Annotated in this window: 11 protein-coding genes and 4 pseudogenes; 5 read left to right on the top strand and 10 right to left on the bottom strand. The window is 62.9% G+C overall.

Annotated elements, in window-relative coordinates:
- Positions 1–133: 133 nt before the first annotated feature.
- Positions 134–805 (bottom strand): sulfite exporter TauE/SafE family protein, encoded by a 672-nt coding sequence (locus CON76_RS02605; protein WP_101101802.1) that lies wholly within the window; start codon positions 803–805, stop codon positions 134–136.
- A 66-nt stretch (positions 806–871) separates the two neighbouring features.
- Positions 872–2,251 (bottom strand): oxygen-independent coproporphyrinogen III oxidase, encoded by a 1,380-nt coding sequence (hemN, locus tag CON76_RS02600; RefSeq protein WP_101101800.1) that lies wholly within the window; start codon positions 2,249–2,251, stop codon positions 872–874.
- Positions 2,252–2,431: 180 nt separating this feature from the next.
- On the opposite strand from hemN, the gene CON76_RS02595 reads away from it, so the two are divergent.
- The 3 genes from CON76_RS02595 to CON76_RS02585 all read left to right on the top strand — a co-directional run bounded on the left by CON76_RS02595 (position 2,432) and on the right by CON76_RS02585 (position 4,517).
- On the top strand, positions 2,432–2,746 hold the full coding sequence (locus tag CON76_RS02595; protein ID WP_101101798.1) for a DUF2322 family protein: 315 nt from the start codon (positions 2,432–2,434) through the stop codon (positions 2,744–2,746).
- A 346-nt stretch (positions 2,747–3,092) separates the two neighbouring features.
- The gene (locus tag CON76_RS02590) at positions 3,093–4,043 is read left to right on the top strand and encodes a TerC family protein (protein ID WP_101101796.1); all 951 of its coding nucleotides are present in this window, start codon (positions 3,093–3,095) and stop codon (positions 4,041–4,043) included.
- 51 nt (positions 4,044–4,094) lie between these two features.
- The gene (locus tag CON76_RS02585; protein WP_101101794.1) at positions 4,095–4,517 is read left to right on the top strand and encodes a universal stress protein; all 423 of its coding nucleotides are present in this window, start codon (positions 4,095–4,097) and stop codon (positions 4,515–4,517) included.
- Positions 4,518–4,617: 100 nt separating this feature from the next.
- On the opposite strand, the pseudogene CON76_RS02580 reads toward CON76_RS02585, so the two are convergent.
- The 8 genes and pseudogenes from CON76_RS02580 to aceE all read right to left on the bottom strand — a co-directional run.
- Positions 4,618–5,178 (bottom strand): annotated as a pseudogene (locus tag CON76_RS02580) (FAD-dependent oxidoreductase); the annotation flags it as partial.
- Between the two features lie 14 nt (positions 5,179–5,192).
- A pseudogene (locus tag CON76_RS02575) lies at positions 5,193–5,732 on the bottom strand (MvaI/BcnI family restriction endonuclease); the annotation flags it as partial.
- Between the two features lie 48 nt (positions 5,733–5,780).
- Positions 5,781–6,269: a hypothetical protein gene (locus CON76_RS02570; RefSeq protein WP_101101790.1), complete on the bottom strand. Its 489-nt coding sequence runs from the start codon at positions 6,267–6,269 to the stop codon at positions 5,781–5,783.
- Positions 6,270–6,274: 5 nt separating this feature from the next.
- Positions 6,275–6,586: pseudogene (locus tag CON76_RS13460) on the bottom strand (HNH endonuclease); the annotation flags it as partial.
- Positions 6,587–7,081: 495 nt separating this feature from the next.
- A pseudogene (dcm, locus tag CON76_RS13455) lies at positions 7,082–8,308 on the bottom strand (DNA (cytosine-5-)-methyltransferase); the annotation flags it as partial.
- A gap of 214 nt (positions 8,309–8,522) precedes the next feature.
- The gene (lpdA, locus tag CON76_RS02560; RefSeq protein ID WP_101101788.1) at positions 8,523–10,349 is read right to left on the bottom strand and encodes a dihydrolipoyl dehydrogenase; all 1,827 of its coding nucleotides are present in this window, start codon (positions 10,347–10,349) and stop codon (positions 8,523–8,525) included.
- Between the two features lie 57 nt (positions 10,350–10,406).
- Positions 10,407–12,062 carry a dihydrolipoyllysine-residue acetyltransferase gene (gene aceF, locus CON76_RS02555; protein WP_101101786.1) on the bottom strand — a complete coding sequence of 552 codons (1,656 nt, stop codon included), beginning with the start codon at positions 12,060–12,062 and terminating at the stop codon, positions 10,407–10,409.
- Between the two features lie 18 nt (positions 12,063–12,080).
- Positions 12,081–14,783: a pyruvate dehydrogenase (acetyl-transferring), homodimeric type gene (gene aceE / locus CON76_RS02550; RefSeq protein WP_101101784.1), complete on the bottom strand. Its 2,703-nt coding sequence runs from the start codon at positions 14,781–14,783 to the stop codon at positions 12,081–12,083.
- Between the two features lie 190 nt (positions 14,784–14,973).
- On the opposite strand from aceE, the gene CON76_RS02545 reads away from it, so the two are divergent.
- Complete coding sequence (locus CON76_RS02545; RefSeq protein ID WP_101101782.1) at positions 14,974–17,550, top strand: PAS domain-containing sensor histidine kinase; 2,577 nt, start codon at positions 14,974–14,976, stop codon at positions 17,548–17,550.
- Positions 17,547–18,173, top strand: a complete 627-nt coding sequence (locus tag CON76_RS02540) for a response regulator transcription factor (protein WP_101101780.1) — start codon at positions 17,547–17,549, stop codon at positions 18,171–18,173. Before CON76_RS02545 ends, CON76_RS02540 begins: the two co-directional genes overlap by 4 nt.
- Positions 18,174–18,183: the final 10 nt, after the last annotated feature.

Genomic DNA, 18,183 nt, shown 5'->3' with positions numbered 1-18,183 from the left:
ATCAACAACTTGAATTTTTATATCTACAAAACAAGGGCTTGGCAACAGGTTTTTGGCCAGCATTCAGGTCTTGCAGGCTGCCACACCACATCCAGATTTTCTTGATGTGAAATATTGATTTCATACTACGGAATCAAGCACACCACAAGCCGGTCGGGTTGGTGACGCCCATCCACAGCGCCCAGCCCGAGGTGGCCACCAGCGCCAGCCCCGCCAGCCGTATGCCCCAGCCACCAGAACGCGCCTGGTTCAGGCGCAACAGCAGCCAAGGCGCAGCGGCCAATGAGACCATCGTGCCCAGCGCAAATGACGCCATGATGACCGCGCCATCGAGCGCCCCCGCCGACAGCGAGGCCACCAGCAACGCGGAATACAGCAGGCCACACGGCATCAGCGCCCAGCCCACGCCCAGCACCACTGGCGCCTGGCGGCCCAGCTTTTGCATGAGCGGGCGGGCGCGGCGCCACAGCCACTGGCCCCAGTCCTCGATAAAAGCGGGCTGGCGCGCCTGCCACACCAGCACCAGGCCCAGCAGCAGCGCGGCCACGTGCAGCATGGTCCACAACGGGCGCAGCACCGCCGTTTGCGTGCCCATCCAGGCCAGGCCTTGCACAGTGCCACCGGCCACGGCCCCCAACAGGCTGTAGCCCAGCAAGCGGCTGAGTTGGAACTTGAGCAGCGCCAGCGTGCTGTGCGGGGCACCGGCGCGGGCAATGCCGGCGCACGCCGCGCCACACATGGCCACGCAGTGCGGGCCACCCACCAGGCCCATCACCAGGGCCGATACCGTCATGGAAGCTAACATGGGGCCAGACTGTAGCAGTGCTGGCACCTGGGCGGCGCTGCCCGCGCTGGTTTTGACGCGGTGCGCTCAGATGATGCGGGAAAAGCGCGCCCGGTCGTGGTCGGCCTGCAGGTAGCGGTCAAACACCATCGCAATCGCACGCACCACGTACCAGCCACTGGCCGTGACCTTGATGCTGTCGGGGTGGCAGCGCACCAGGCCCCATTCCTGCAGCGGCTGCAGCTGCTCCAGCTCACGCGCAAAGTAGCTTTTGAAGTCGATCAGGTGCGCCAGCCCGATGGACTCGAAATCGACCTCGCCCTGGCACATGATGGCCATGATGACGGAGCGGCGCAGCACGTCGTCGCGGTTGATGGCCAGTCCGCGCACAATCGGCAGGCGGCCCTGATCGAGCGCGTCGTAGTATTCCTCCAGCGTCTTGGCGTTCTGGCTGTAAGTGGCCCCCACGCGGCCAATGGCCGACACGCCCAGCGCCAGCAAGTCGCAATCGGGCTGCGTGCTGTAGCCCTGGAAGTTGCGGTGCAGGCGACCCTGGCGCTTGGCCACCGCCAGCGCGTCGTTGGGCAGTGCAAAGTGGTCCATCCCCACATAGACGTAACCCGCGTCGTCAAAGCGGTCGAGCGCCTGCGTCAGCATGCTGAGCTTGTCGGCAGCGGCAGGCAGTTCCGCCGTCACAATGCGGCGCTGCGGCTTGAAGCGCGCGGGCAGGTGGGCGTAGGCGTACAGGGCGATGCGGTCGGGCCGCAGCGTGCTGACCTGCTCCAGCGTGTGCGCGAAGGATTCGGGCGTCTGCTGCGGCAGGCCGTAGATCAGATCCACGTTGATGGATTCAAAACCAAGGTTGCGCGCGGCCTGCACCAGCGCAAACACCTGCTCGGCGGGCTGCACACGGTGTACGGCTTTTTGCACCGTGGGGTCAAAGTCCTGCACGCCAAAGCTGAGGCGGTTGAACCCGAGCTGGTACAGGTGCGCCAGCCGCTGCGGCGTGACGGTGCGCGGATCGACCTCGACCGAATACTCGCCGCCCGGCACCAACTGGAAGTGGCGCCGGATCATGGCCATCAGGTCGGCCAGCTCCTCGTCGCTCAAAAAGGTGGGCGTGCCGCCACCCAGGTGCAGCTGCGACACACTCTGCCCGCTGCCCAGGTGCGCCACCTGCAAGTCCAGCTCATGCGAGAGGTAGCGCAAGTATTCCGCCGCCTTGCTGTGGTGCTTGGTGATGACCTTGTTGCAGGCGCAGTAGTAGCACAGCGAGTCGCAGAACGGGATGTGGACGTACAGCGACAAGGGCAGCGCCATCGACCCGGCGCGGCGCTGTTGCAGCGCCTGGATGTAATCGGCCTCGCCAAAGGCTTCGACAAAGCGGTCGGCGGTGGGGTAGGAGGTGTAGCGCGGCCCCGGCACGTCAAAACGCTGCAACAAATCGTCGTCAATCACATGGCTCAAGGCGGGTCTCCGGAAAGGCTGCACAACAAGGCTCCCGACTGTGCCGCAAGGCGGCCAAGCGGCACTTGACCTGCATCAAAAAAACCCGGCACCGCCCGCACCAGCCCCTGCGGGGCCACGGCAGCGGGCACAATAACGCGCTGCAATCCCTTTCCACCTGATCAGAAAGACGCCTTGAACATGGCTTTTGCCGACAATCTGAAGCAACTCCCCTCCATCGGCCAACTCAGCGCGCTGGAGCTGCGCAACACCGCCGGCGAGCTGGTGGCTACCATCGAGAACCAGCCCGGCAAGGCTGGCTCGCTGGCGGTGTACCACGCCCTGGCCGCCCAGCACGGCAGCATCAACGTGGCCGCCGCCGAGCAAGGCCTGGCGCTGTTTGCCGAACACACCACCGACGCGCGCGCCCACCCGGGCAAGCACCCCAACATCGACCGCCTGCTGGAGGTGATGGCCACCGGCCAGGGCTACAGCGTCAAGCTGATTCCAGTCTGATCGCACCAGACGTACCGGGCCAAGGGCCCCGCAAAAGCCGCAGCGCCTCCACGGGCCTGCGGCTTTTTTGTTTTGGTGCGAGGCCGATCTTCAGATTTTTCCGAAATTTTCATCAGCACCCAGGCTTGTGGCGCTGGGGGCTGCAGGCAGATAATCGGGCTTCCCCCCAAGGGGAGTAGCAGGCCAGTGTGCCCCCCTTGCACCGGGGTGCGCTGGTGGCAGCATCCGCCAATACGTGACCTGGCCCCGGCTGGGCGCCGGATCTGCCCTGCGCAGTGACCTGAAAGGCTGCGCGGTGCGAGACCTTGCGGTTGTTTCACAACACCTTTCACCCAAGGATCTGTGTATGGAAACCGTTGCGCCCCTGTGGCTGTGGCTGGCGTTTGTTGGCATTGTGCTGGCCTCGCTGTTCGTCGATTTTGTGGTGCTCAGCAAGCAGGGCTCCCACGTGGTGGGCGTCAAAGAGGCGATCAACTGGTCGCTGGTCTGGGTCGCCCTCAGCCTGATGTTCAACGGCCTGCTGTGGTGGGCCGTGCGCGACACCACCGGCTCCACCGCGCTGGCCAACGAGAAGTCGCTGGAGTTCCTCACCGGCTACCTGATCGAGAAGAGCCTGGCGGTGGACAACATCTTCGTGTTCCTGCTCATCTTCACCTACTTTGCCGTGCCGCCCACGTTCCAGAAGCGCGTGCTGATGATCGGTGTGGTGGGCGCTATCGTGCTGCGCACCGTCATGATCCTGGTGGGCGGCTGGCTGCTGGCACAGTTCCACTGGATCCTGTACCTGTTTGGCGCTTTCCTGGTGCTCACCGGCGTCAAGATGTGGTGGGCCGCTGGCAAAGAATCCGACCTGGAAGACAACCCGGCACTGAGACTGCTGCGCAAGCTGCTGCCCGTGAGCCAGCACTACGACGGCGAGAAGTTCTGGACGGTGGAGAACGGCAAGAAGATCGCCACCCCGCTGCTGATGGTGGTGGCGCTGGTGGGCCTGACCGACGTGATCTTTGCGGTGGACTCGATCCCGGCCATCTTTGCCATCACGCAAGACCCGTTCATTGTGCTGACCAGCAATGTGTTTGCCATCCTGGGCTTGCGCGCGATGTTTTTCCTGCTGCAAGCTGCGGCCAGCCGCTTCCACCTGCTCAACTACGGCCTGGCGGTGATTCTGGTGTTCATCGGCACCAAGATGATGCTGATCGACATCTTCAAGATTCCGGTGGCGGTGTCGCTGGGCGTGGTGCTGGGCATCCTGGCCATCACCATGGTGTGGAGCGTCAAGACCCCGCCCAACTCGTGATGCCCGATCTGCCCCGATTTGCTGTTGTTCAACCCACTGGAGGAGCCCCCCATGAAAATCCTGCTGGCCGTCGATGGCAGTCCGTTCACGCAAAAGATGCTCGACTACCTGACCGGGCACCCGGAGCTGTTCGGGCCCCACAACCAGTTCACCGTGTTCACCGCCGTGCTGGCTCTGCCCCCGCGTGCGCGCGCGGCGGTGGGGGCCGAGGTGGCCCACGGGTATTACGCCGACGAGGCCGCCAAGGTCGCTGCGCCGGCGGTGGCGTTCTTGGCACAACACGGCATCACGCCCGAGGTGAAGTACCAAGCTGGCCCCGCTGGCGAGTTGATCGCCCAGGAGGCCACGGCGGGCCAGTTTGATCTGGTGGTCATGGGATCGCACGGCCACAGCGCCCTGGCCAATCTGGTGATGGGATCCGTGGCCACCCAGGTGCTGGCCCATTGCAAGGTGCCGGTGCTGTTGGTGCGCTGAATACCGCACACGTTCTCAACGGACAAAAGCCCGGGACGCTTCACACGTTCCGGGCTTTTTGCTGGCTCATTGGCCCGAAGGCCAAATCAGCGCATCACGCTTACTTTTTGCTCGGGGGCAAGTCGGTGCAGGAGCCGTGCGCCACTTCCGCTGCCATGCCGATGCTTTCGCCCAGCGTGGGGTGCGGGTGAATCGTCTTGCCAATGTCCACCGCGTCGGCACCCATTTCAATGGCCAGTGCGATCTCGCCGATCATGTCGCCCGCGTGGGTGCCCACCATGCCACCGCCCAGGATCTTGCCGTGGCCGTGTGCTTCGGGGCTGTCGTCGAACAGCAGCTTGGTGAAGCCTTCGTCGCGGCCATTGGCAATGGCGCAACCCGAGGCCGTCCACGGGAACAAGCCCTTCTTGACCTTGATGCCCTGCGCCTTGGGATGGTCTTCGGTCAGGCCAACCCACGCCACTTCGGGATCGGTGTAAGCGACGCTCGGAATCACACGGGCGTCGAACGCCGCCGAAGCCAGTTCCTTGTTGCCTTGCAGTTCGCCGGCAATCACTTCTGCCGCCACGTGTGCCTCGTGCACCGCCTTGTGCGCCAACATGGGCTGGCCCACGATGTCGCCGATGGCGAAGATGTGCGGCACGTTGGTGCGCATCTGGATCGCGCGCAGCATGATCAAAACGCCTCCGGTCCGAATTTTTCGTACAAGGCCGCGAGGTGCTGCGTGGAAGTCCTGAACTGACTGCGTGCCTTGACGGTGGATTTATCGGTAGTGGCGTTCATGACCTTAGATCCGGGATCAAAGATGATGATGCCGCTTGCCAGCGCGTTCAGATAGCGATTGAAGTCCGTGCCTTCTCCGAGGAGCGCCGGGCTGAAGTAGCGGTAGACCGGCGCGAGCAATTTTTCGCTTTCATACGAGACGTACGCCGCTTGTGCGTGCTTCCTGTTCCAGCCAATCATCAAGTCGGCAAACGACCACCCGGCTGCACAGTCGCCATCGTCGGTTTGAAGCTCCACCGCCCCGTTCACATCCTCGATGAGTTTTCGGGATAGGTTGAAGCCGCGCACGACGAGGCTCAACCCAGTTTTTTCGTTGCGCATACCTGCGCGGTGGGTGCCGGTGAAGTACAACGTATCGTTTCCAGTGGGAGAGCCGAATTTTGTAACGAACGCTTTTACCCCTTGTTCGCAGTACATGCCGCCAGTAGGCGTGGGGCGGGTTAGCCAAAGGCGTAACCAGCCAGTCGCTGAAAAGCGGCATCAAACGCCAAAACCACCTTGCTTTTGAAGCTCCCAATCCCCGTAATACATGCCGTTGAAGTACAGCAAGCCTTCAGAAATAAACATCGGAGAAGGCAAGTCGCCGCCCGGCATCATCGGCGCGATTTCACTGCCATCTTCAAAACCAATCCCAATCGTGGACAGGTAAGTGCAATGAAACCATTTAAGCGGCCCAATCCACGGCCCATCAGGCCCCCAGTCGTTCATGTCTTCGTGTGTACTGCGTCGTCCGTGAAGCAACTTGAGGTACATGCCGGGGTGCCGGGGGCTTTCATCGTGCGTGTGGCGTGCAAGCAATTGATGCTCTTCGTGCGACGCCATCAGGTAATCCGGCGGAATTTCTTTAAGTCCACGCTTGATGAACTCAGTCAGGCAAGCACTCAAATCATCGGTCTGAGCCAGCAGAATGCTGGCTTGAGCGCGTGCAATCTGGTTCAAGGCGAAGCTGTAATCGACGGGCTGTTGCATGGTGCTCAATCGCCGAGAAAAATATCAGCGCGATGCTGAGCAAGAAATGCAGGCTCAGGCTGAAAGCGCTCGGGCAAGGCAATCTCTGTTCCCTCTAACGCACACAGGCTGCGCTGTAAGAAATCATCTTTGCTGAGCCGTAGCGGACGAGAAACCAAGATCCTGAAATCGTCAGATACCGAGATCAGACCTTTGTCGAAAGCGCGGTCGTGGATCGCCGACAAGCACAGGCCGTTGCTTGGATTCAGGCGATTCTGCTTGTCTTTGCTCCACGGAACGATATGGCTGGCGATGAGCAGACGCAGTTCGGAAACGCCGGACATGCAGCAGCGTCCGCCGTAACCACTGAGTACCGCGCGGCGGAAGAAGTTTTGCTTGATGCGCTGCTCCGTGACGACCTTGCGCGTCTCGCCGGTGAAATCTTCCGGTATAAGCAGCTCGTCAGATTCATCGACGGCGGGCACATGATCAAAGCTGCGCCGGAGCATTTCGGACTCGACGGCTAGCCCTTCCCAGTCGGCATGAAACTCGGCCCAGACTTCCCGATCCAGATTGGACGCGCCATCCAAACCCTTGCGTCCTGTCGAGGTAATCGCCGGATCGAGACTGGCGAAATTGACGAGCTTCATGGCGACAGCTGAAGGCGTGCGACCAATCAGCTTGGCGAGATGAATGATCTCCTGATTGCCCTTGTGCAACTTGCCGAACGGCAGTTGGCAATACAGGTGAAACGCCAGCTTGAGCTGTTCCCTCGTCCAGTTCTTCGATGTCGCCATGATCCTCGGCTCCTCGACGCGCAGCGTCGGCGCCATCTCCTTCGCGGTCAGATGCGGAGCCATCAGTTTAGCGACTGCTTCGATCATAGGCATGACAGCGGCTTGCGAAAATTGCTCATAGGCCTTGGTATCCGACACCGGAATCCGGTAAGTATCCGGAAAACCCATCAGCCTCGCGCACTCACGCGGCGTCAGGCGGCGCGGATTTTGCCCTTCGCCCTGCCACACCAGAATCTCGGAGCCGTCCTTGTAGTAGCGGGCCGAGAGGGTGCGCGAAACGCTGTCCGGATACACCAGCCCGAAACCAAAGCCGTTGCCTGCAGCCTTGTGTTTGGCGGCGTAACTCTGCAAATAAGCCCAGAGCTTGTCGGTCAGGGTGTATTTGGCCGGCACACAGGCTAGATCATGGTTGAAATACTTGTCGCCGTCGGCTTCGATACGGGGCTCGGAACCATCGGTCTTGTGCAAGATGTGGCGCATCACCACCTTGCCCTTGGGCTGCAGCGGAACGGCATCGAACTTGAAGGCGCTTGCGGCGGCTTCGTCGCGGAAGCCGACAATGATGATCCGCTCGCGGTGCTGGGGGGTGAAGTGGGCACCGTCGATGATGCGGTAGTGAATCTGGTAGCCGAGGTTGTCGGTCAGCGCGCGGCGGATCACATCGAAAGTGCGACCCTTGTCATGCGACATGAGGTTCTTGACGTTCTCCAGCAGGAAGGCGCGCGGACGTTTGGCTTCGATGATGCGGCAAACATCGAAGAACAGGGTCCCCTGCGTTTCGTCGTGGAAGCCATGAGCGCGGCCTAGCGCGTTTTTCTTGCTCACTCCTGCAATCGAGAAGGGCTGACAGGGGAAGCCTGCCAGCAACACGTCATGATCCGGCACGTCCCTAGCTTCGACCTTGGTGATGTCACCGGCGATCAGGTGGCCGTCGTGGAAGTTCTCGGCGTAGGTTTTCTGCGCGTAGCTGTCCCACTCGCTGGTGAACACGCACTGGCCACCAATGCCCTCGAAAGCGGCGCGGATGCCGCCAATGCCAGCGAACAAATCGATGAATCTGAATGCGGCATTTCCGATATCGGGCGCACCGAACGGCAGAATGAGCTGACGCAGTGCGTGGGCGGTGTAGGGTTTGGGCTGGCTTTCGCCTGCCTCCCAGCGACGGATGGTCTTGACGTCGACTTCGAGGTACTTGGCGATCTCGGCTTGGGTGTGGTGCTGCCTGGCAATGGCGAGGTACTTCAGCACCACGTCGATATCCATGTCTGGACCGGTTCTGAGTTTTGTTGCCATTTTGCCTGCCTCGTTTCTCTGGGAATTGTAGCGGACATTATGCCCTTTTTAGAACCTAGCAACCCATATTCACAAGTCCATTGTGTATAAAAACACAGTATTCGGCGGCGGTTATTTGATCGCGCAAAGCACAAAGCCCGATCCGTTGGCAGATCGGGCTTTGTGGGTTTGGCTTGGAGTCGGCTTACTTCTTCGCCGGCGGCAAGTCGGTGCAGGAGCCGTGCGCCACTTCCGCTGCCATGCCGATGCTTTCGCCCAGCGTGGGGTGCGGGTGGATGGTTTTGCCGATGTCCACCGCGTCGGCGCCCATTTCAATGGCCAGCGCGATCTCGCCGATCATGTCGCCCGCGTGGGTGCCCACCATGCCGCCGCCCAGGATCTTGCCGTGGCCATGTGCTTCGGGACTGTCGTCGAACAACAGCTTGGTGAATCCTTCGTCACGGCCATTGGCAATGGCGCGGCCCGAAGCCGTCCACGGGAACAGGCCCTTCTTGACCTTGATGCCCTGCGCCTTGGCTTGGTCTTCGGTCAGGCCGACCCACGCCACTTCGGGGTCGGTGTAAGCCACGCTCGGAATCACACGGGCGTTGAAGGCGGCCGAAGCCAGTTCCTTGTTGCCCTGCAGCTCACCGGCGATGACTTCTGCCGCCACATGGGCCTCGTGCACCGCCTTGTGCGCCAGCATGGGCTGGCCCACGATGTCGCCAATGGCGAAGATGTGCGGCACGTTGGTGCGCATCTGGATATCGACGTTGATGAAGCCTCGGTCGGTCACGGCCACACCCGCTTTGTCGGCGGCGATTTTCTTGCCGTTGGGCGTGCGGCCCACGGCTTGAAGCACCAGGTCGTACACGCCTTCGCTCTTGGTGCCGTCCAGCCCCTCGAACTGCACCTTGATGCCTTCGGGCGTGGCCTCGGCACCCACGGTCTTGGTCTTCAACATGATATTGTCGAAGCGCTTGGCGTTCATCTTCTGCCACACCTTGACCAAATCGCGGTCTGCGCCCTGCATCAGGCCGTCCATCATCTCGACCACGTCCAGGCGTGCGCCCAGCGTGCTGTACACGGTGCCCATTTCCAGACCGATGATGCCGCCACCCACAATCAGCATCTTCTTGGGCACGCTTTGCAGCGCCAGCGCGCCGGTGGAGTCCACCACGCGCGGGTCGTTCGGCATGAAGGGCAGGCGCACGGCTTGCGAACCCGCCGCGATGATGCAACGCTTGAACGCCACCACTTTCTTGCTGCCGGTTGTGTCTTGGCCGGTGCCGGTGGTTTCTTCCACCTCGACGTGGTTGGCCCCCACAAACTGGCCCAGGCCGCGTACGATGGTGACTTTGCGCATCTTGGCCATAGCGGCCAAACCACCGGTCAGCTTGGTGATGACCTTTTCCTTGTGGCCGCGCAGCTTGTCGATGTTGACGCTGGGAGCGCCAAAATCCACGCCCAAATCGGCCATGTGGCTGACTTCGTCCATCACGGCGGCCACGTGCAACAGCGCCTTCGACGGGATGCAACCCACGTTCAGGCACACGCCGCCCAGGGTGGCATAACGTTCCACAATCACCACTTTCAGGCCGAGGTCGGCGGCGCGGAAAGCGGCGGAGTAGCCGCCCGGGCCAGCGCCCAGCACCAGCAGGTCGCATTCCACATCGGCGTTGCCGCCGAAGCTGGCGGCGGTCGGGGCCACCACCGGCGCTGCAGGGGCTGCAGCGGGTGCCGCCGCTGCCGGGGCCGGTGCGGGAGCGGCGGCGGGGGCAGCAGCGCCAGCACCGTCGGCTTCCAGCATCAGCACCACCGTGCCTTCGCTGACCTTGTCGCCCAGCGCGACCTTGAGTTCCTTCACCACACCGGCGTGCGACGACGGGATTTCCATCGAAGCTTTGTCGGATTCCACGGTGATCAGGCTTTGTTCGGCCTTGATGCTGTCGCCGGGTTTGACCAGCAGCTCAATCACCGCCACTTCAGAAAAGTCGCCAATGTCGGGGACTTTGATATCAATCAGTGCCATTTTTGTTCCTATTCTGTAGCGGGCAGGACGGCAGAGGCCGCCCTGCCCTGTCTCGCATCAGAGCAGCACGCGGCGGAAGTCCGCCAGAATCTGACCCAGGAAAGCGTTGAAGCGCGCGGCAGCGGCACCGTCGATCACGCGGTGGTCCCACGTCAGCGACAGCGGCAGCATCAGGCGCGGCACAAACTGCTTGCCATCCCACTTGGGGGCCATTTCGCTCTTGCACACACCCAAAATGGCCACTTCAGGCGCGTTGATGATGGGGGTGAAGTAACGCCCACCAATGCCGCCCAGCGACGAAATGGTGAAGGTGGCGCCGGACATGTCGGCCGGGCCAAGCTTGCCGTCGCGCGCCTTCTTGGCCAGTTCGCCCATTTCCTGGCTGATCTGCAGCACGCCCTTCTTGTCGGCGTCCTTGATCACCGGCACGACCAGACCGTTGGGGGTGTCGGCGGCAAAACCGATGTGGTAGTACTGCTTGTAGACCAGCGCGTCGCCGTCCAGCGAGCTGTTGAACTCGGGAAACTTCTTGAGCGCGGCCACACAGGCTTTGATCAGGAAGGCCAGCATCGTGACCTTGACACCGCTCTTCTCGTTTTCCTTGTTGGTGGAGACGCGGAAGGCTTCGAGGTCGGTGATGTCGGCATCGTCAAAGTTGGTGACGGCCGGGATCATCACGGCGTTGCGCAGCAGGTTGGCACCGCTGATCTTCTTGATGCGGCCCATCTCCTTGCGCTCGATCGGGCCGAACTTGGCGAAGTCCACCTTGGGCCACGGAATCAGGCCCAGCTCGGAACCGCCACCACCCGCCGCCGCCTTGGGCGCCGCAGCCGCGATCGCCTTGGTCTGCACCGCGCCGCCCATGACGGCCTTGGTGAAGTTCTGGATGTCTTCGGCGGTGATGCGGCCCTTGAGGCCGGTGCCCTTGAGCTCGTCCAGCGGCACGCCCAGTTCGCGGGCGAACTTGCGCACCGACGGAGAAGCGTGCGGCAGGCCCAGCGCCGGCGTGGCGGTGGGGTTGTGCGCCGGTGCGGCGGCCACGGCAGCAGCCACCGGGGTCACAGCTGCCGGAGCAGCCACCGCCGGAGCAGCGGATGCGGCAGGTGCGGCGGCCACAGGTGCCACAGCGCCAGCGGCGCCTTCCAGGATCGCCAACAGGTCACCAATGTTGACCTTGTCGCCGACCTTGACCTTGAGCTCCTTGAGCACGCCAGCGTGGCTGGACGGGATCTCCATCGACGCCTTGTCGGACTCCACGGTGATCAGGGACTGCTCGACCTTGATCGCGTCGCCGGGCTTGACGAAGACCTCGATCACGGCCACGTCCTTGAAGTCACCGATGTCGGGCACGTGCACTTCCACCGGGCCAGCGGTTGCTGCCACAGCGGCCACCGGAGCCGGGGCTGCAACAGCTGCCGGAGCAGCGGCGGGTGCAGGCGCAGCAGCGGCCGGGGCCGGTGCTGCAGCGGCGCCACCTTCGGCTTCGAGCAGCAACACCACCGAACCTTCCTTGACCTTGTCGCCCAGCTTGACCTTGAGCTCCTTGACCACGCCCGCAGCGGACGACGGGATTTCCATCGACGCCTTGTCGGACTCGACGGTGATGAGCGATTGCTCAGCCGCCACCGTGTCGCCGGGCTTGACCAGCAGCTCAATCACGGCCACTTCGTCGAAGTCGCCAATGTCGGGAACCTTGATTTCTACCAATGCCATGTTGTGTCTCCGTGGGGATTAGGCGTACAGGGGGTTCACTTTTTCGGTGTTGATGCCGTACTTGGCAATCGCTTCGGCCACCTTGGCCAGCGGCAGCTGGCCTTCGTCGGCCAGCGACTTGAGTGCGGCCAGCACAATGTAGTGGCGGTTGATCTCGAAGTGCTCGCGCAGCTTGCTGCGGAAGTCGGAGCGGCCAAAGCCGTCGGTACCCAGCACCTTGTAGGTGCGGCCCGCCGGAATGAACGGACGGATCTGTTCGGCGTAGGCCTTCATGTAGTCGGTCGATGCCACCACCGGGCCGGTGCTGGTGTTCAGCTGTTGCGCCACGAACGGCACCTTGGGCGTTTCCAGCGGGTGCAGCAGGTTCCAGCGGTCGGCGTCCTGGCCGTCGCGGGTCAGTTCGTTGAACGACGGGCAGCTCCACACGTCGGCCTGCACGCCCCAGTCGGTGGCCAGCAGGGCCTGAGCGGCAATGCTTTCGCGCAGGATGGTGCCCGAGCCCAGCAGCTGCACGCGCTTGTCGCCTTCGGCGCCCGGCTTGCACAGGTACATGCCCTTGATGATCTGCTCTTCGGTGCCAGCGGTCAGGCCGGGCATCGCGTAGTTCTCGTTGAGCAGCGTCAGGTAGTAGAAGACGTTTTCCTGGCGCTCGACCATGCGCTTCAAGCCGTGGTGCAGGATCACGCCCACTTCGTGCGCGAAGGTCGGGTCGTAACTGACGCAGTTGGGGATGGTGTTGGCCAGGATCTGGCTGTGACCATCTTCGTGCTGCAGGCCTTCGCCGTTGAGCGTGGTGCGCCCGGAAGTGCCGCCCAGCAGGAAGCCACGCGCCTGCATGTCACCCGCTGCCCAAGCCAAGTCGCCAATGCGCTGGAAGCCGAACATCGAGTAGTACACATAGAACGGGATCATGATCCGGTTGCTCGTGCTGTACGACGTGGCGGCGGCAATCCAGCTGCTCATGCCACCGGCTTCGTTGATGCCTTCTTGCAGGATCTGGCCCGCCTTGTCTTCCTTGTAGTACATCACCTGGTCGCGGTCCACAGGGGTGTACTGCTGACCCAAGGGGTTGTAGATACCGATCTGGCGGAACAGACCTTCCATGCCGAAGGTGCGGGCTTCATCGACCAGAATCGGCACCACGCGCGGGCCGATGGCTTGGTCGCGCAGCAGCTGGGTCAGGAAGCGCACGTAGGCTTGCGTGGTGGAGATCTCACGGCCTTCGGCGGTCGGTTCCAACACGGCCTTGAAGTTCTCCAACGCCGGGACGGTAAAGTTTTCGTCGGCCTTGACGCGGCGTTTGGGCAGGTAGCCGCCCAGTGCTTTGCGACGCTCGTGCAGGTACTGCATCTCCGGGGTGTCGTCGGCGGGCTTGTAAAACGGGATGTTGGCCAGTTCGCTGTCAGGCACCGGAATGTTGAAGCGGTCGCGGATGTACTTGATGTCTTCGTCGGTCAGTTTTTTGGTCTGGTGGACGGTGTTCTTGGCTTCACCGGCCTTGCCCATGCCGTAGCCCTTGACGGTCTTGATCAACAGCACGGTCGGCTGGCCTTGGTGCTTGGTGGCCTTGTCGAAAGCGGCAAACACTTTTTGCGGATCGTGGCCACCACGGCGCAGGTTCCAGATGTCGTCGTCACTCATGTGCGACACCATCTCCAGCGTGCGCGGGTCGCGGCCAAAGAAGTTCTTGCGCACGTAAGCGCCATCAAACGCTTTGAAGGACTGGTAATCGCCGTCCAACGTGTCCATCATCAGCTTGCGCAACGCGCCGTCTTTGTCGCGGGCCAGCAGCGGATCCCAGTCGCCGCTCCACAGCAGCTTGATGACGTTCCAGCCAGCGCCACGGAACTCGCCTTCCAACTCTTGCACGATTTTGCCGTTGCCGCGCACCGGGCCATCCAGGCGTTGCAGGTTGCAGTTGATCACAAAGATCAGGTTGTCCAAACCTTCGCGTGCGGCCAAGCCAATCGCGCCCAGGCTTTCCGGCTCGTCCATTTCGCCATCGCCGCAGAACACCCAGACCTTGCGGTTGCTGGTGTCGGCAATGCCACGGGCGTGCAAATACTTGAGGAAACGGGCTTGGTAGATCGCCATCAGCGGGCCCAAGCCCATCGACACGGTCGGGAACTGCCAGAAACCGGGCATCAGCTTGGGATGGGGGTAGCTCGACAGCCCCTTGCCGTCCACTTCTTGGCGGAAGTTGAGCAGCTGTTCTTCGGTCAGGCGGCCTTCCAAATAGGCACGGGCGTAGATACCGGGCGAAACGTGTCCTTGGAAATACACGCAGTCACCACCGTGGCTCTCGCTCTCAGCTTGCCAGAAGTGGTTGAAACCGGTGCCAAACATGGTGGCCAGCGAGGCAAAGGAGCCAATGTGGCCACCCAAATCGCCCCCGTCTTCGGGGTTGTGGCGATTGGCCTTCACCACCATCGCCATCGCGTTCCAGCGCATGTAGGCGCGCAGGCGCTCTTCAATTTCCAAGTTACCGGGGCAACGCGCTTCTTCGTTGGTTTCAATGGTGTTGACGTAAGCGGTGTTGGCTGAGAACGGCATGTCGATGCTGTTCTGGCGCGCTTCTTCCAGCAGTTGCTCCAGCAGGAAGTGGGCGCGCTCGCCGCCTTCTTTTTCAATCACCGCCTTGAGGGCATCGAGCCACTCGCGGGTTTCCTGGGTGTCCACATCCGATGCTGTGGCGCCCGTTTGTTGCAGATTGTCCGACATTAGGTTGTCTCCTTGTTGCAGGTTTGAAGGGAAAGGCTGATGTAAGGTTAAACGTAAAAGAACGTTTCAATTCGTGAGTGTCGCACGGTTTTTTTTATTTTTCAAGATATGCACAAACATTTCTTATTATGAAATACAAGGAATGGCCTGGTGCGCTGCCGTGCCGCTTTGGATTTAGACTCGGGCCCCCATGCCCAGACACAACCCCTTGCAATCTCCTGCCACCCACCACCGTCCCAGCTGGTGGAGCCGCTGGTGGCGGCGTTTGCCACCGTCGCGCCAGGACCGCTTTGCGGCGCTGGGGCCGCTGCTGTCGGTACTGCTGTTCCTGGCCACCATCGTAGCCGCCATCAGCTACTTCTCATTGGAAGAACGCGAGCGCGAGCGCGAGACCGTGACGCGCGACGTCGAGTACGCGCAGCAGCGCCTGCGCCTGCGCCTGCTGGAGCGCCAGGAGCAGCTCATGCGCATGGCGCGCAGCCTGGCCCACAGCGCACACCCCGACAACGACTTCATGTTCCAGGCCGAGTCGCTGCTGGGCCAGTTCCCCGAGGTGGTGGCCATCTCGTGGCTGGGACCGCGACGCGAAATACAGTCCAGCCACAGCGCCACCAGCGCGCCCGAGCAGTTGCAGCGCGAGCGCGAACAGGCGCTCAACACGCCCGAGGCGACCGCCAGCTTTGCGCTGGCGCGCGACATGCGCCAGCCCATCTACTCCGAGCCCACGCGCTACGGGCAGGATGCCGAGCAGGACACCTACCGCCTGCTGCTGTGGGTGCCGCTGCACGACACCGACCACTTCCGGGGCGCACTGATGGTGGAATACAGCATCGACAGCCTGCTGCGCTTTGGCGTACCGCCCGAGGTGATGGCGCGCTACGCGGTGGCGTTGGTCAACCGCCAGCGCCAGGTGGTGGCAGGCAGCCTGCAGGGCACCTACCGCCACAGCCCGCAGCGCCTGCCGTGGTCCGCCCAGCCACAGGCGCACGAGGTGGCGGTCTCGCCCTTGGGCGACAGCCTGCTGCTGCGCGCCGAAAGCTACCGCACCGCACAGGACAAGATGGGCCAGGCCTTCTTCTGGCTGGTGGGGGCACTCAGCGCCTTGACGGTCTGGATGCTGCTGGGCACCTGGCGCCACACCCGCCGGCGCATCGAGGCCCAGCAGGCGCTGGTGGCCGAGACCAACTTCCGCCGTGCGATGGAAAACTCCATGCTCACCGGCATGCGCACGCTCGACATGGACGGTCACATCACCTACGTCAACCCCGCCTTTTGCCGCATGACCGGCTGGAGCGAGGAAGAACTGATGGGCCAGAGTGCGCCTTTTCCCTACTGGCCCGAGACCGACTACGACACCCTGAGCCAGCGCCTGAGCAACGAGCTGCGCGAAGGCCCCAGCCCCGGCGGCTTCGAGATGACGGTGCAGCGCAAGGACGGCAGCCGCTTCTACGCGCGCATGTACATCTCGCCGCTGATTGCGCCCGACGGCCAGCAGGCGGGCTGGATGTCCTCCATCACCGACATCACCGAGCCGCGCCGCATCCGCGAGGCCCTGAGCGCCTCCTACGAACGCTTCACCACCGTGCTCGACAGCGTGGACGCCGCCATCTCGGTGGCGCCGCTGGGCAGCACCGAACTGCTGTTTGCCAGCAAGATGTACCGCGCCTGGTTTGGCACCGGCGGCGAAGGTCACCGCTCGCTGGTCGATCTGGGCTCGGCGCTGCCCCCGCACGCCGACACCCACGACAACCACGACCAGGTCGATGCCCTGGTCGGCCTGCCCACCGACTCGCTGCTCGATGCCAGCAGCGGTAACGCCGAAATCCTGATGCCGGGCCTGGACAAGTGGCTCGAAGTGCGCACGCGCTACCTGACCTGGGTCGATGGCCGCCTGGCCCAGATGGTGATTGCCACCGACATCACCGCGCGGCGCCAGGCCGAAGAGCAGGCCGCACGCCAGGCCGAACGCGCGCAGAACGCCAGCCGCCTCATCACCATGGGCGAGATGGCCTCCAGCGTGGCGCACGAGCTCAACCAGCCGCTGACCGCCATCAGCAACTACTGCAGCGGCATGATCTCGCGCCTGCAAAAGCACCAGATGGCCGAGGAGGACTTGCTGGCCGCACTGGAAAAAACCGCGCGCCAGGCACAGCGCGCGGGCCAGATCATCCAGCGCATCCGCGCCTTCGTCAAACGCAGCGAGCCCAACCCCACCCTGTCGGATGTGGCGCAGATGGTGGCCAACGCCACCGAGCTGGCCGACATCGAGCTGCGCCGCCACATGGTGCGCCTGCACAGCTACGTGGCGGCGCGCCTGCCCGCGCTCATGGTCGATCCGATCCTGATCGAGCAGGTGCTCATCAACCTGCTCAAGAACGGCGGCGAGGCCATCGCCCAGGCGCAGCGCCCCAGCCAGCAGCGCCGCATGGAGTTGCGCGTCGTAGGGCCCAAGTGCATCGACCACCTGCCGGTGGTGGAATTCTGCGTGCAGGACAGCGGCACCGGCGTGCCCGCCGAGATGCTCGAGCGCATCTACGAGGCCTTCTACAGCACCAAGACCAATGGCATGGGCATCGGGCTCAAGCTGTGCCGCTCCATCGTCGAGTCGCACCACGGCCGGCTGCAGGCGCGCAACCTCTACAATGGCGACGAGATCGTCGGGTGCGAGTTCAGCTTCTGGATCCCCGTGCCGGTGCCCGCTGCCACTGCCGCAGCGCCCACGCCGGCCCCCTCGCACCCCACCTGCCCCCCCGAAGGAACGCAATGAGTTTGACCCCGAAAAAAGGCACTGTGTACGTCGTGGACGACGATGAAGCGGTACGCGATTCCCTGCAATGGTTGCTCGAAGGCCAGGACTACCGCGTGCGCACCTTTGAATCCGCCGAAGCCTTTTTGAGCCGCTACGAGGCGCGCGAAGTCGCCTGCCTGATCGCCGACATCCGCATGGACGGCATGAGCGGCATGGAGCTGCAAGAGCGCCTGCTGGAGCGCCAGTCGCCGCTGCCCATCGTCTTCATCACCGGCCACGGCGACGTGCCCATGGCGGTCGAATCGATGAAAAAGGGCGCGCTCGACTTCATCCAGAAGCCGTTTGACGAAGCGCAATTGCTGGGGCTGGTGGAGCGCATGCTGGCCAAGGCGCACGAGACCTTCTCCGTCCACCAGCAGGCCGCCAGCCGCGAGGCGCTGCTGGCCAAGCTCACCTCGCGCGAGACCCAGGTGCTGGAACGCATCGTGGCCGGGCGCCTGAACAAGCAGATCGCCGACGACCTGGGCATCAGCATCAAGACCGTGGAGGCGCACCGCGCCAACATCATGGAAAAGCTCAACGCCAACACCGTGGCCGACCTGCTCAAGGTCGCGCTGGCCCCCGCACCGGCCAAGGCTTGATTCCTCCCTT

Source organism: Macromonas bipunctata, assembly GCF_002837135.1.
Taxonomy (GTDB): domain Bacteria; phylum Pseudomonadota; class Gammaproteobacteria; order Burkholderiales; family Burkholderiaceae_C; genus Macromonas_A; species Macromonas_A bipunctata.
This window is presented reverse-complemented; position numbering and strand designations above follow the sequence as displayed.